The organism is Pseudodesulfovibrio halophilus DSM 5663 (assembly GCF_059568665.1).
In genome coordinates this window covers 274,188-288,034 of record NZ_JCANTV010000011.1, presented here as the reverse complement: position 1 = coordinate 288,034, position 13,847 = coordinate 274,188, and the positions used below count along the sequence as shown (strand labels likewise).

Annotated in this window: 14 protein-coding genes; 5 read left to right on the top strand and 9 right to left on the bottom strand. The window is 60.7% G+C overall.

Annotated elements, in window-relative coordinates; genetic code table 11:
- The first annotated feature begins 16 nt into the window (after positions 1-16).
- The 5 genes from trhA (at position 17) to BR24_RS10325 (ending at position 4,074) form a co-directional block, all read left to right on the top strand.
- Positions 17-661, top strand: a complete 645-nt coding sequence (gene trhA / locus BR24_RS10345) for a PAQR family membrane homeostasis protein TrhA (RefSeq protein WP_496541409.1) — start codon at positions 17-19, stop codon at positions 659-661.
- A gap of 219 nt (positions 662-880) precedes the next feature.
- Complete coding sequence (locus BR24_RS10340; protein ID WP_496541408.1) at positions 881-1,672, top strand: amino acid ABC transporter substrate-binding protein; 792 nt, start codon at positions 881-883, stop codon at positions 1,670-1,672.
- A gap of 9 nt (positions 1,673-1,681) precedes the next feature.
- Entirely contained in the window at positions 1,682-2,701 is a 1,020-nt protein-coding gene (locus tag BR24_RS10335; protein WP_496541407.1) for an ABC transporter permease subunit, read from the top strand.
- Positions 2,701-3,465, top strand: a complete 765-nt coding sequence (locus BR24_RS10330; protein WP_496541406.1) for an amino acid ABC transporter ATP-binding protein — start codon at positions 2,701-2,703, stop codon at positions 3,463-3,465. The genes BR24_RS10335 and BR24_RS10330 overlap by 1 nt, the downstream gene beginning before the upstream one ends.
- Before the next feature lie 186 nt (positions 3,466-3,651).
- A complete protein-coding gene (locus BR24_RS10325; RefSeq protein ID WP_496541405.1) occupies positions 3,652-4,074 on the top strand; it encodes a hypothetical protein in 423 nt (140 codons plus the stop codon).
- 6 nt (positions 4,075-4,080) lie between these two features.
- On the opposite strand, the gene BR24_RS10320 is transcribed toward BR24_RS10325, so the two are convergent.
- The 9 genes from BR24_RS10320 to folP form a co-directional block, all read right to left on the bottom strand.
- Positions 4,081-5,340, bottom strand: coding sequence for an SH3 domain-containing protein (locus BR24_RS10320; protein ID WP_496541404.1), 1,260 nt, complete (start codon positions 5,338-5,340; stop codon positions 4,081-4,083).
- Between the two features lie 4 nt (positions 5,341-5,344).
- A complete protein-coding gene (locus tag BR24_RS10315) occupies positions 5,345-5,845 on the bottom strand; it encodes an OmpH/Skp family outer membrane protein (RefSeq protein ID WP_496541403.1) in 501 nt (166 codons plus the stop codon).
- A gap of 114 nt (positions 5,846-5,959) precedes the next feature.
- Positions 5,960-8,299 carry a replication restart helicase PriA gene (gene priA / locus BR24_RS10310; RefSeq protein WP_496541402.1) on the bottom strand — a complete coding sequence of 780 codons (2,340 nt, stop codon included), beginning with the start codon at positions 8,297-8,299 and terminating at the stop codon, positions 5,960-5,962.
- 3 nt (positions 8,300-8,302) lie between these two features.
- Positions 8,303-9,064: a hypothetical protein gene (locus BR24_RS10305; RefSeq protein WP_496541401.1), complete on the bottom strand. Its 762-nt coding sequence runs from the start codon at positions 9,062-9,064 to the stop codon at positions 8,303-8,305.
- A complete protein-coding gene (galU, locus tag BR24_RS10300; protein WP_496541400.1) occupies positions 9,052-9,924 on the bottom strand; it encodes a UTP--glucose-1-phosphate uridylyltransferase GalU in 873 nt (290 codons plus the stop codon). Before galU ends, BR24_RS10305 begins: the two co-directional genes overlap by 13 nt.
- Before the next feature lie 9 nt (positions 9,925-9,933).
- Positions 9,934-11,286, bottom strand: a complete 1,353-nt coding sequence (gene glmM / locus BR24_RS10295; RefSeq protein WP_496541399.1) for a phosphoglucosamine mutase — start codon at positions 11,284-11,286, stop codon at positions 9,934-9,936.
- A gap of 11 nt (positions 11,287-11,297) precedes the next feature.
- Entirely contained in the window at positions 11,298-12,203 is a 906-nt protein-coding gene (locus BR24_RS10290; protein WP_496541398.1) for a CdaR family protein, read from the bottom strand.
- Positions 12,204-12,206: 3 nt separating this feature from the next.
- Entirely contained in the window at positions 12,207-12,962 is a 756-nt protein-coding gene (cdaA, locus tag BR24_RS10285) for a diadenylate cyclase CdaA (RefSeq protein ID WP_496541397.1), read from the bottom strand.
- A 9-nt stretch (positions 12,963-12,971) separates the two neighbouring features.
- Positions 12,972-13,832: a dihydropteroate synthase gene (gene folP / locus BR24_RS10280; RefSeq protein ID WP_496541396.1), complete on the bottom strand. Its 861-nt coding sequence runs from the start codon at positions 13,830-13,832 to the stop codon at positions 12,972-12,974.
- Positions 13,833-13,847 lie beyond the last annotated feature (15 nt).

Genomic DNA, 13,847 nt, shown 5'->3' with positions numbered 1-13,847 from the left:
GTACTAGGGAGGCATCATGACCAACATCCTCAGAGATCCACTCAGCGGACTGACGCACTGCATCGGCGCGGCCCTTGCCGTATGGGGAACGGTCATGCTGATCCTGCGCTCCGTGTCCCCCGTCCAGCCGTGGCACATCGTAACTTTCTCCGTGTTCGGCGGCGGCATGATCCTGCTGTACATCACGAGCACGCTCTACCATTGGTTGCCGCTCAAGGAAAAAGCCCTCGCGATGATGCGGCGGATAGATCACTGCATGATCTTCATCTATATCGCGGCCACCTACACCCCCATCTGCCTGATCCCCCTGCGCGGCCCCTGGGGTTGGAGCATCTTCGGCGCAGTATGGAGCCTTGCCGTCCTCGGCATCGCGGTAAAACTCTTCTGGATGCACGCCCCCCGCTGGGTCTCCACAGGTTTCTATCTCGGCATGGGCTGGATGGTCATCTTCGGGGTCTACCCTCTGGTGCAGAATCTCCAGCTCGGTGCCCTGCTCTGGCTGCTCGCAGGTGGCCTTGCCTACAGCATTGGCGCCATCATCTACGCCCTCAAGCGCCCCGACCCCTTCCCCAAGGTTTTCGGATTCCACGAGCTGTTCCATGTCTTCGTCATGGCTGGCAGCGCATGTCATTACATTGTGATGTACCGCTACATCACCTGATTACGACATCCCCCACCCTCTTGAGCTTCAGGCTCGTTTTCCGAAAAATCAGTGCGCTTTTGCTCGAAATGCGGAATGACTATACATTTCAGAGCTTATTAAGCACTTTCAAGACATTGAAATAAATTGCTTTTATTTCATATTGCCAAGCTTCAATCTTTCCTGTAAGCCCCATTTCACTGATATTTACCATTTTTGAAACACAGGAGAGGAATTGGGATGAAACGTCTTATCACTGCTGTTCTGGTCATGGTCATGTGCCTGAGCGCCGCCTCCGCCTTTGCCGCGGACAACTCCTGGCAGCGCGTCAAGGACGCCGGAAAACTCGCCATCGGTCTCGACGACGCGTTCCCGCCCATGGGTTTCCGCAACGATGACGGTGAAATCGTCGGCTTCGACGTGGACGCGGCCGAAGAGGTCGGCAAGCGCCTCGGCATCGACATCGTCTGGCAGCCCACCGAATGGAAGGGTGTGATCAACTCCCTCTACGCCAAGAAATTCGACTGCATCTGGAACGGCATGACCATCACGCCGGAACGCCAGAAAAAGGTCGCTTTCACCAAGCCCTACATCATGGACGGCCAGATCGCCGCGGTCCGCATGGATGAAGCCGACATCAAGAAGCACGAAGACCTCGGCGGAAAGATCGTGGGCGTGCAGGCTGGCTCCCCGGCTCTGGAAGCCGCAAAGAAGCTGCCCAAGGCTGCTTCCGAGATTCGCGAATACGACACCAACCCCAAGGCGTTTCTGGACCTCGAAGCCGATCGCCTCGACGCCGTGGTGGTGGACAACGTGACCGGCCGCTACTATATGGCTTCCCGCCCCGGCAAGTTCCGCGCACTGCCCGGCTACATCACCAAGGAAGCCTTCGGCGTGGCCTTCCGCATGGAAGACAACGCCCTGCGCGCCAAGATTCAGGAAACCATCGACGCCATGATCGCCGACGGAACCATGGGTGAAATCTCCCGCAAGTGGTTCGGCGAAGACGTCACCAACCCGGAAGACTGGTAAGCACGCACCGTGAACTCACGCATCGCACAAATACTGGGGAGCGCCGCGCTGGCGGCGCTCCTCGTTCTTTCCCTCGGCACCGCCGCCACGGCAGCGGATGCCGACGCGCTTATGCGCAAGGCCAACAATATCATGGTCACCGGCGACCTTGACGGCGCCGTGGAGGTTTACCTTCAGATTCCCGCTCCCGGCCCCGAAGGAGATCAGGGCCAGTTCGTATCCAGCCGGATGCAGGCCGCCCGCCTGAAGTATGCCGCCAAGGACTATGACGCCGCCCTGCGCATCATTGACGGGCTGTTGGAAGTCTATCCCGACAACATCGAGGCAAGACAGTTCCGCAGCTCGGTCGAAGAAGCAATGATGCCCGCATGGAAACAGTTCCTGAAGGACACCGCAAAATTCGTCCCGCACCTGCTCAAAGGCAGCCTCATGACCCTGCTGCTGGTGGTCTGCACCATGATCGTCTCGCCCATCGGCGGACTGCTCATCGCGCTGGGGCGCATCGGCACGGTCAAGTCCGTGAGCCGCCTGTGCTGGTTCATCATCTGGCTCTTTCGGGGCACCCCGCTGCTGCTGCAGCTGTTTTTCATCTATTACGGCCTGCCCGCGCTGGGCATCACCCTCAAGCCGGTGACCGCCGCCCTGCTCGGGCTCGGGCTGAACTATTCGGCGTACCTTGCGGAGATCATCCGCAGCGGCATCCTGTCCATCGACCACGGTCAGATGGAGGCGGCGGAAGCCATGGGAATGACTTACTGGCAGGCCATGCGTCGCGTCATCATCCCACAGACCTACAGGGTCATCCTGCCGCCCGTGGGCAATGAATTCATCGCGCTGATCAAGGATACCGCGCTGGTCTCCACCATCGCCATGGTCGAGCTGATGCGCACCGCGGACCAGCTCTTCAACGCCTCGTTCAACATTACGGTTCTCGGCCTCGCCGCCGGAATCTACCTTCTTTTCACCACCGTCTTCACCTTCGGCTTCGAGCGCCTCGAAGCCAAGGTCGGCGCTTACGAGAAACGCTGATGCAACCGCTGATCGAACTCAACGACATCGTCAAAACCTTCGGCTCGCACCGGGCCGTGGACAACGTCAGCCTTTCGCTGAACCCGGGTGAGAAGACCGTCATCATCGGCCCTTCCGGCTCGGGGAAGTCCACCCTGCTTCGCACGGTCAACTTTTTGGAGACAATCGACTCCGGCACCATCAGGTTCGAGGGCGAGGAAGTAGGCTACCGCGAACACAAGGGCGAAAAGGTTCTCGACCGTGCCCGGAACATCTGCCGCCTGCGCACCCAGATCGGCATGGTCTTCCAGCACTTCAATCTGTTTCCGCACATGACCGTGCTTGAAAACGCCATGGAAGGACAGGTGACCGTGCTGGGCAACAGCAAGGCTCACGCTCGCGAAATAGCCATGGACATGTTGGGCAAGGTGGGCATGGCCGGATTCGCGGACAGACACCCGGCCTCGCTTTCCGGCGGACAGAAGCAGCGGGCCGCCATAGCCCGCGCCCTTTCCATGAAGCCCAAGCTCATGCTTTTCGACGAACCTACCTCCGCGCTGGACCCGGAACTCGTGGGCGAGGTCTTCGACGCCATCAAGCAACTGGCGAGGGAAGGCATGACCATGATCATCGTGACCCACAACATGGGCTTTGCCCGCGAAATCGCGGACAAGGTGGTCTTCATGGAAGACGGCGGATTTCTGGCTCAGGGGCCGCCGGACCAGTTTTTCCGCGAGGAGTGCAAGGACCCGCGGGTCCAGAGCTTCATCGACAAAATATTCTAGCCAAGCGCGATATTCCAGGCGGGCCCCCTGCGGGGCCTGCTTTTTTCGATCAAAAAAGCTCATCATGTTGAGCAGTTGCACCGTCAACAAGAGCCGCAACAAATGCGTCTTTCCATACCCTAAAGTTTTCGACCGGTTAGCCGATCAAGGGAATGACGACACTAGGTTTATCCGGGGGTGTAAGACATGGTTACCAAGTTGGCGAATGCAACCGGCTTCAAGCGAGTACTGGACCTTTGCAAGGGCAGCCGCTTCAGAGAGGCCGAAGTGCTGCTCAAAAGCCTTCAGGACGAGTACCTCGCCGTCTGCGAGGAAAACGACGCCCTGAAGAAACAGCTGGGTGAGGTCGCCGAGATCCTGGACCTTTCCGAAAGGGTCAAGTTCGACGGCAGAAAGTACTGGCTGGAGGAGGACGGAGAGCTGTCCGGCCCCTTTTGTCAGGTCTGCTATGACCGGGACGGACTGCTTATCAACCTTCAGGAGCGCGGCCCGCGCTGGGAATGCTGCCACTGCAAGAGCATCTTCCTTGAAGCGGCTTCAGAAGGCAGGCCCGCCCCTCGCAGGACTGCGGAAGAGCTTCCGCTCTTTGCGGACCACGAATACGCCTGATCGGGATCAGTCGAGGAAACGGGTCCCGTAGAGCGTCGCTTTCCGGGCCCAGAACTCAACCTCCTCCTGATAGGTGTAGCGCGCCGAGATGAAGGACAGGCCGTCCAGATTCATCTCGGGCAGATAGATTTCCAACCGGAGCTCACGTCCGCTCGTACGGAATTCCTTCCATAACGTCCGGGCGAAATCCCTCATGGACTGCGCTTTGGGCAGTCGCTCCACATCAAGATACACCTTCACGATCTCCACGGGAATACCGAGCATGGTCGACTGGGCGCGCTCCATAACTCCATAGCGGAAGCCGTGCGCGCGCTTGTTCACTTCGGGGGCGGCCTTGTGCACCTTTGCCGTGGGCTTGCGCGGAATGACTATGGTCTTGCGGTCGCTGTCACCCTTGCTCGTTATGGTAGGCTGCGAACCCGCGGCTTCCGGCTCGATCAGGCGTCGCAGGACATAACCCAACGCTCTGGATTCCTTGCGAACCCTGGCGGACGGGGAAAAGACCGCGTACCAGCCGTTTTTGAGAAAATCGACTTTGACGGCCTGCCCTTCCGGGATGGTCGTGGCATACTTGGAACCGCCCGCACGCTCCCTGCGCAGGTTCAGTTCCATGGGAGCCCGGAGGATGCGGCCCCACTCGGTGGACGAAGCCTTGGAAGTACCGGCGAGGGATGCTGCATCAGGCTTTTGTTTCGTCTTGGGAGTGGTTCGGGGTTGAGACGATGTCACCTTTTTGCTCGGTCGCGAGGCTACTGCAAGGTAGTCTTCCTTGGCCCAGCCGAAGGAGTTCATGCGGCTGCGTATGGTGGCTTTGGGTTCAAAGACAGCCACCCAGCCGTCTTCGGGGAAATCGGTCCGCACGACCACGCCGGTGTCGAGAACGCCCAGCCGCTTGGCTCCACGCTCCGGACCGGAACGATAGTTGAGCTTGGTCTTTGTGCGCCTCCACTCGCCCCAAGGTTTCTTCTCCACCCTTCCACGCCGCTTTTTGAGATATTTGGTGTTGGCATACCCTGCCACGCGGGCGGTATCAGGGTCCGTCATCCACGGCTCGAAGATGGCGGCCCAGCCGTCCTTGACCCAAGCGATGCGGACCTTTTGTCCTGCTCGGAGCAGTCCGACCCAGCCCGAGCCGGCATCGCGCTTCTGCCTGAGATTCAGCGGACGGTCCGGATACCTGATTTCTCCGAAGGCTTGCGCCTCGGCCGCAAAAAGACACAGAGCAACAGAAAGAAGAACCGGAAACACAAACGCTTTTCTAGCCACTGCCCTAGTCCTCCTTGTCCAGTTCCTTGAGCACCTCATCGGTGAGGTCCACGGAAAGATCAATGTACCCTATGGCTTCAGGATCGGTAAGAATCATGGAAAAGCCCCGGCTCTCGGCAAGCGAGCGCAGAATTCTGTCCGCCCGTTTCATGATGAATTCGATGAGCCTGCGCTCCTGCTCCCGCAGCTCGAGATTGCTGTCGGTCACCAGCTTTTCATGCGCCCGAAGCTGACGCTTGAGTTGCTCCTCACGCATGTCCCGTTCTTTTTCTGAAAGCAGGCCCTGATCGATCTGGGCCTTGAGCTCATTGATCTGCTTGGCGCTTTTGCGGATGCGGGCATCCTTGAGCCTGCCGAGACGGGCAAGGTCGTCTTGAGCCAGCTTACCTATTTCGGACTCGCTGACGATGACCTGCGGGTTGACGAAGCCGACCCTGGCCATGGCCGGAGCGGCAAGAAGCAGCACTGCCAGAACGGCCGCCGCGCATGATATGATTCTGGACATGACGTCCCCGTTGTTGCGATTTTTCATGGGTTCCGGTTGTACCGCTTCGCCCTGCGGCTGTCGAGAGGCTTGTATGATTCCGCCAACGGTATGCATAGTCATCGAGAGGTCGCATCAGAGCATGTTCACAGGATCGAGATCAAGTGAGACGCGCATCTCGGCATGTGGTCGTGCCGCACTGCGGACCATGGCGAACAGTTCACGCATGGCCTGCCATGTGCCGCCCTTGAGCAGGCAGTTGAAGCGCTTTCTGCCGCGCAGCTTTCCCATGGGGGCCGGGGCCGGTCCCAGCGCGGTGATACCAAGCTCCACCGCACGCTCCCGAATGAGCGCGCTGACGGCTGTCAGCGCCCCCGGGCCCTGATCCCATCCGTCCGGATAGCTCATGCGAATCAGCCCGAGATTGGCATAGGGCGGATAGCTGAACATCTTGCGCCGCTTGATCTCCCGTTCGAAAAAGGAATGATAGTCCGCCGAGACCACTTCGTTCCACACGGGGTGCTCTGGGTTGCGCGTCTGAATGAGCACCTTGCCGGGTCGCTCACCGCGTCCGGCGCGCCCCGAGACCTGCACCAGCAGCTGGAACGTACGCTCCGTACAGCGGTAATCCGGCAGATTCAGGCCCAGATCGCCGTCCACGACCACCACCAGCGTGACGCTAGGAAAATCGTGCCCCTTGGAAAGCATCTGCGTGCCGACGAGCACCTGCGCCTCGCCGTCGCGGAATCGTCCGAGAATCCGCTCCATGGCATCCTGCCTGCGGACCGTGTCGCGATCCATGCGCAGGATGCCGGTCTCTTCGGGCAGCGCCTTTTCCAACGCCTCTTCAAGACGCTCCGTCCCCTCGCCCATGGGGATGAAGTTCGCACCGCCGCAGTTGCGACACAGCAGCGGATAATCCAGCGAGAGGCCGCAATAATGGCAGAGCAGCCGCTCGCGCCCCTTGTGATAGGTCATCCCCACTTCGCACTCGGGACAGCGAATCGCTTCGGCGCAGTCGGTACAGTACATGACCGGAGCGTATCCGCGGCGGTTGAGCATTACGATGATCTGTTCGCCCTTTTTCACCGTCTCGCGCATGGCCTCCACCACTTCGGGCGCGAAATGGACGGACGGATCCTTGATGCCCGCGATGTTCACCAACTGCACCTCCGGCAGTTTTCCGGCCCCGGCCCGGTCGGCCATGGAGTGAACCGGGATGCGCCCCTGATCGCCGGCGTGGAAGGTCTTCACGTCCGGGGTTGCGGATCCCAGCACCAGAAGCGCTTCGGAGCGGCTTGTCAGAAAATGGGCAACTTCCTTGGCATTGTAGGCCAGACGCTCTTCCTGCTTGTAGGATTCGTCGTGCTCCTCATCCACCACCACGAGGCCGAGGTTGCGCAGCGGTACGAACAGGGATGAACGGGTGCCGACCACGCAGACCGGTCCGGGCGCGGTCGCCGCCTGCCGAAAGATGTTCTCGCGCACGGACGGGCTGAGGTAGCCGTGGTGATACAGCACAGTCACGCCCGGCAGCGCGTCGCTCACGGCCCGATGCAGCTGACAGGCGATGGCGACTTCCGGGGCCAGTATCAGTGCGGAGCGCCCCTTCTCCAGACAGCGGCGGATGAGATTCACGTATACGAGCGTCTTGCCGCTGCCGGTCACGCCGTGCAGCAGATGACTTCCGCCGGTGTCAAGAGCGGGGATCAGCCGTTCCAGAGCCTCGGCCTGCTGTGGAGTGGGGTCGTGAAGCCGCGGCGGTTCCGCGCACGGGGAGACCTCTACAGGCGATTCGTCGTCGCCGATGCTGACCAGCCCGGACTTGGCAAGCGCACGCACGGCCTGCGGCGCACCATCGCCAAGCGTGTGCTTGAGCCACGAGATGCTCGTAGCGCCGTTGTCGTGCAGATATTCCAGTACGGCGAGCTGCCGTTTGGCGTTGGGACGCACCGGCCACGGCGGGTCGGCGGCCAGCCTCGCGAACCGCTCCTCGGCCTCGCGTTTCGGGTCAAGCCGCACGCGCATGCGCCCTTCCCGCCACATCCGGGCAAGACGGTCCTTGTCCGAGGGCGAGCAGCCTGAGAGATCACCGGGGCGCATGGAGGCCGGAAACGATTCACCCGGTCCGCAATCAAGTCGAAAGACGATGTCAGCCGTGCGAAGCCCGCGCGGCAGGAAGGCTTCGAGTATCCGGCCCACCGGTTCCATCTGCCGCACCCCGAGGCTGGCGCACATTTCCAGATGGTCCGGGGTCAACATGGCACAGCTTTCCAGCGGCCACATGATGCGACGCAGTTTAACGCCTTCGGGGGCATCGTCCTGCGGGCCGATGACCACGCCAACGCGCCGCATCCGTCCGAGCGGGACGATAACGCGCATACCGGGCTCGACATCGCCGGGCCGCTCCGGGGCAAGATAGGTGAGGGTCTGATACGGGGGCGAGACTATGGCCACCCGCCACATGCCGGACATGCCTTACTCCTGCCGGACAGGCACTGCGGAGAGCCCCGCCGCGAGCGTATCGAAAGGCGCCGGAGGCGCCGGACAGTCACCCGTCATGGCGGCGGAACGGATTTCGGCAGCGTCATACAGGGCAGGGTCGGCAGCGCCGTTCAGGTCAGTCCATTCAAGCATGAACTCGACGCTTCGCCCGGAAGCAAGCTGAATTTCCCCGGCCTCGGGCACCTGAAAGCCGCCCTCAAAGGCGTACTGCCTGAAGCGAATATCCATAAAGCCGCCCGACGTCGCAAGTCGCACCCTCAGCAGGGCCATGGTTTCATTGTCCAGCCAGACCTGCGGCCTCGACTCGTCGCCCGGGTCGGCACCTATGACAAGGCTCGGATGGTCGCCCACAAAGCCGAAACCGCCGGTGGCGTTGTCCACTCCGGCGGATTTCCAGTACTCGACTTGACCGGGCATGTTCCAGAAGAGGGTCGGCGGCAGCGGAAAATCGGAAGGGCAGGCCGCGCCGACACCCGAAACGGAGCCGACAGCAACAGCCTTTCCTTTCATGGAAGACGCGCTCCATCCCTGCCTCCAGCGCGGACCGTGCTGCCAGACCGTGGCCCGGACATCCGGGAAATCGGGAAAACTCATCTCCACGCGCCACGACTGCAATGCGCCGTACGCTTTGCCCAGACGCGAGGAAAGCTCCTTGTCATCCGGGGTGAAAGCGAAGGCGGCGGTCGCGGAAAACACCATGACCGCCGCCAGAACGAACGCGACTATTCTTTGCACGGGAGGATCTCCTGAATCCGGGTCACCAGTTCGTCGTGCAGTTCTTCGTCATGCAGTGCGAAGTAAATGTTCGCGGTGAGATATTCAATCCAGTCGCCCGCGTCGAAACGCTGTCCCTGCAGTTTGACAGCGATGAGCTTGCCCTGGTCGGCAAGCCCCTGCAACGCATCGGTGAGCTGAATCTCGCCGCCGACTCCGACGCCCTGCTTTTCGAGGATGTCGAAGATCTCCGGCAGCAGCACATAGCGGCCGGTGATGGCGTAGTTGGACGGTGCGTCCTCGGGCTTGGGCTTCTCGACCAGCTTGTCCACGTTGAATACGCCGGGGGCGAATTCTTCGCCGGAAATGATGCCGTAGCGGTGCACCTTGTTTTCAGGCACCTCGATGACGCCGACGGCAGCCTTGCCTTCGGTCTCCGCCGCCTCCAGCAGCTGGGAGATGCCCGCATTCATGCCGAACATCAGGTCGTCGCCGAGCATAACCGCGAACGGTTCGGTCTTGCAGACCTCCTTGGCGCACAGGACGGCGTGTCCGAGGCCGAGCTGCTGCTTCTGGCGAACGGAAATGATATTGACCATCTCGGCCACTTCGCGGACTTCCTCGAGCAGCTGCTCCTTGCCGCCGCGCTCCAGGACCTGTTCCAGCAGGAAGTTGCGGTCGAAATGATCCTCGATGATCTTCTTGTTCTGGTTGTTGACGAAGACAACATCGGAGAGCCCCGCTCCGATGGCTTCTTCAACGATGTACTGCACAATGGGCTTGCGGAAGATGGGCAGCATTTCCTTGGGAATGTTCTTGGTGGCGGGCAGGGAGCGAGTGCCCCAGCCTGCGACGGGAATGACGGCTTTCTTGACCTGCATTGATGCCTCCTAACGCAAATGCTTCTTCAGTGCTTCGACGATGTCGTCAGCGTACATTTCCACCTTGTCCGGATGCTCTCCCTCGACCATGACACGGGCCACGGCCTCGGTCCCGGAGTAGCGCAACAGGACGCGCCCCTTTCCTGCCAGCGCGTCCTCGACCTTGCGGACCGCCTCCTGAACCTTGGGGACCTCGTCGAACGGAATCTTGCGCTCCACGTGGACGTTCTTGAGAATCTGCGGAAGCGGCTCGAGCAGCGTGGCCAGATCCGAGAGAGGCTTGTCCATCTCTTTCATTATACGCAACAATTGCAGCGCCGCAAGCAGCCCGTCGCCTGTTGTGCTGTATTCGCGGAAAATGAGATGCCCGGACTGCTCGCCGCCGAGAACCGCGCCCTTGCGGCGCATGGCTTCCACCACGTAGCGGTCGCCCACCGGAGTGCGCAGCAGGCAGCCGCCGCAGTCCTGCATGAAAAGCTCGAGCGCCATGTTGCTCATGACAGTGGCCACCAGCATTCCGCCGGGGAGCATGTCCTTGTTCATGAGCTCATGGGCGCATAGGGCCATGATCTGGTCGCCGTCAAGGACCCGGCCGTTCTCGTCGCAGACGATGAGCCTGTCGGCGTCCCCGTCAAGAGCCAGTCCGATGTCGGCGTTCTCCTCCCGGACCTTCTGCGAGATGACCTCCGGATACAGCGAACCGCACTTGCTGTTAATGTTCACCCCGTCCGGCTCAACGCCAACGCGGATGACCGTGGCGCCCAGCTCCTCGAAGACCGAGGGCGCCACGCCGTAGGCCGCTCCGTTGGCGCAGTCCAGCACGATCTTCATGCCGTCGAGCGTGAGAGAGTTGGAGAAGCTGTGCTTGAGATAAACGATGTACCGCCCGGCAGCGTCCTTGATGCGCTGGGCCTTGCCCACCTGCTCTGCGGCGGGATACTCCCACTGCGTGTCCTGATTCATGACCAGCGAGGTGATCTCGTCTTCCACCGAGTCGGGCAGTTTGTATCCCTTGTGGTCGAAGAACTTGATGCCGTTGTCCATGAACGGGTTGTGCGAGGCCGAGATGACCACGCCCAAATCCGCCCGCATGCTGTGCGTCAGAAAGGAAATGGCCGGCGTGGGCATGGGGCCCACCAAAAACACATCCATGCCGTTGGCGCAAAAGCCGGAGGTCAGCGCGGTTTCGAACACGTAGCCCGAGAGGCGGGTGTCCTTGCCGATAACCACGCGGTGTCGCTTGTTGCCGTTGCGGAAATACTGACCTGCGGCAAGGCCGAGACGCAGCGCGACCTCCGCGGTCATGGGGAATATATTGACCTGACCGCGCAGGCCGTCGGTTCCGAATAATCTCTGATTCATGGTCTCTCCAATCAATCCTTCTCTATGACGACCCCGATTTTCTCGGGGTTGCGCTTCTTGACCACCACGCCCTCGGGAACGGTGACCGTGTAGTCCAGTTGCTTTTCGCCGGGCGACAGGTTCTCAGGCGGGTCGAGCCTCACGTGAATGTCCTTGCGGAACGCGTTGTCCCGAAACATCATCAGCGGGCCTTCGATGAGCATCCGCACGTAATCCTGCCTCGGCCTGAGACTCAGCCCCTGCGGCGAGTCAACCTCCAAAGGCATCTTGACCCATATCTCCCGGGTCTTGGGCTTGAAAAACGCTTCCACCTTGACCTGCGACGGCGTGGCCTCCACCTCTTCGGGCAGGTCCAGTGCGAGGTGCTCCACCCAAGAAGTCGGGACATCCCTCGGGAAGTCCTCCTTCATGACGACATCTGTTCCCGTGATCTTGCGCAGCCTCGTTTCGGGGCCGCGCAGACGAATCTGTGACGGCGTGACCTCAATGCGGTCGAAGACGAAGAAATTGTTCAGCTCACCTCGCCACTCGGCTTCGACCTCCACCGTCTTGGCGGCGATGCGGTCGACCACGAGCGTAAGCCGGTTCGGTGTCAGTTCGACTATGTCGAACGAGGACGGCACCGGGATGCGGTCCACGTCAATGTCCACCACGTTCTGGCCGGCGCGGAAGTTTCGGGCGTCCACATCATAGACGAGCCGTTTGTTGTCGAGGGTGCGCAACAGCCCCTTGGGGCCCCGCAGACGCACCTGGATGCTGTCCACGAAGCCGGTGTCGACCATGAGCCCTTCGGGGGGGTTGCTCATAATCACCGACATGTCCACCACTGTCTCGACCCGCTCCTGGCCGTTGACCAGAAACCACGAAAACACGGCCATGACGACAGCCAGCAGCATGTATTGCCAGTTCTTGCGCATGAACTATCGCTCCAAAGCGTTCTTGACGACCCGGCGCAGCCGAACCTCGTCAAGGCTGGTAGTCAGGCGTCCGCCGATGGCGATGGAGATTTCCCCGCGCTCCTCGGAGACCACGATGGTAATGGCGTCCGAGCTCTCGCTGATGCCGAGAGCGGCGCGATGCCGGGTGCCGAACATGGTATTGCCCCTGAGCTTGCCGGACAGCGGCAGAATGCAGGACGCCGCGCTAATGCGCCCCCTGCGGATAACCACGGCCCCGTCGTGAAGCGGGGTGTCGTGATGAAAAATGGTACGCAGCAACTCGGCCTTGATACGCGAGTCGATCTCAACGCCGCGCTCGATGATGTCGCCGAGAGGGACGTTCTTTTCCAGAACGATTATGGCGCCGACACGTTCCTTGGCCATGCCGATGACGGCCAGCACGAGCTCGTCGAGAATCTTCTCCTCTATCTGCTGCCCCTTCATGAACCAGAACCGACCTGTTCCGAGCTGGGAAAGGCCTTTCCTGATATCCTTCTGAAACAGGATGATGATGACAAGGAAGAAGGAGTTCAGGAACTCGCCCAGCAGGGTGTTGAGCGTAAAGAGATTCAGCCTGCTGGAAACAAAGTAGATCACCAGCACCAGCAGCAGTCCGTAAACGACCGCCACGGCGCGGGTTCCGCGCACCAGCAGGATGAGATTGTAATAGATGAACGCGACGATACCGATGTCGAGAGCGGCCTGCCACGCGAACTGAATCCCGAAAAGCTCGAACATCCTTATTTCCTATGTCAGAGCGTGCACAATGGTCAACGTCTGCCTTGTGGCAGCCACTTCATGCACCCTGTGAATGGCGGCGCCCTTCATGGCGGTCACGGCGGTCCCGGCCTGCGTCGCATTATGCCGTTCATCAACGCCGAGGCCGAGCAGCCCCTGCCAAAGAGATTTGTTGGAAAGCCCCATGTAAACCGGCAGCCCCAGTTCCAAAAAACGATCCGTGTCGGCCAGAATGGCGAGGTTATGCTCCAGCAGCTTGCCGAAGCCGATGCCCGGGTCCAGAACAATGCGGTCGGAAGGCACCCCGGCCTTGTCCAGCGCCGAGAGCTTCTTCTCGAAAAACGAGATTATCTCGTCCACGGGGTCGTCGTACGACGGCGCGTCCTGCATGTCCTCGGGCCTGCCGAGGCTGTGCATGAGCACGTATCCGGGCCTGTACTGGGCCAGCACGTCGAGCAGCTCCGGGTCGAACTCGAAGGCGGACACGTCGTTGACGATGTCGGCGCCTGCTTCGAGGGCTCGGGCAGCGACTTCCGCCTTGTAGGTATCAACGGAAACGACCGGCATGAACTCCCCTTCCGGGCCGGACATGGTCCTTCCCGCCAGAGCGCGAATCACCGGAACAACCCGTGCGAGTTCCTGATCGGTCTCCACGCGGTCAGAATACGGACGTGTGCTCTCCCCGCCAATGTCGAGGATGTGAGCACCTTCGGCTGCCAAACGTTCACCATGGGCGACCGCGCTCTCGGCAGCGGCGCTGCGTCCTCCGTCATAGAACGAGTCAGGGGTGACATTGACTATTCCGGCAATGAAAAAGGGAGCAGGGCCAATGACCCTGCCCCCCTTGATGGTCCAAACGGTTTGTTTCATACAGTCGCCGACAAT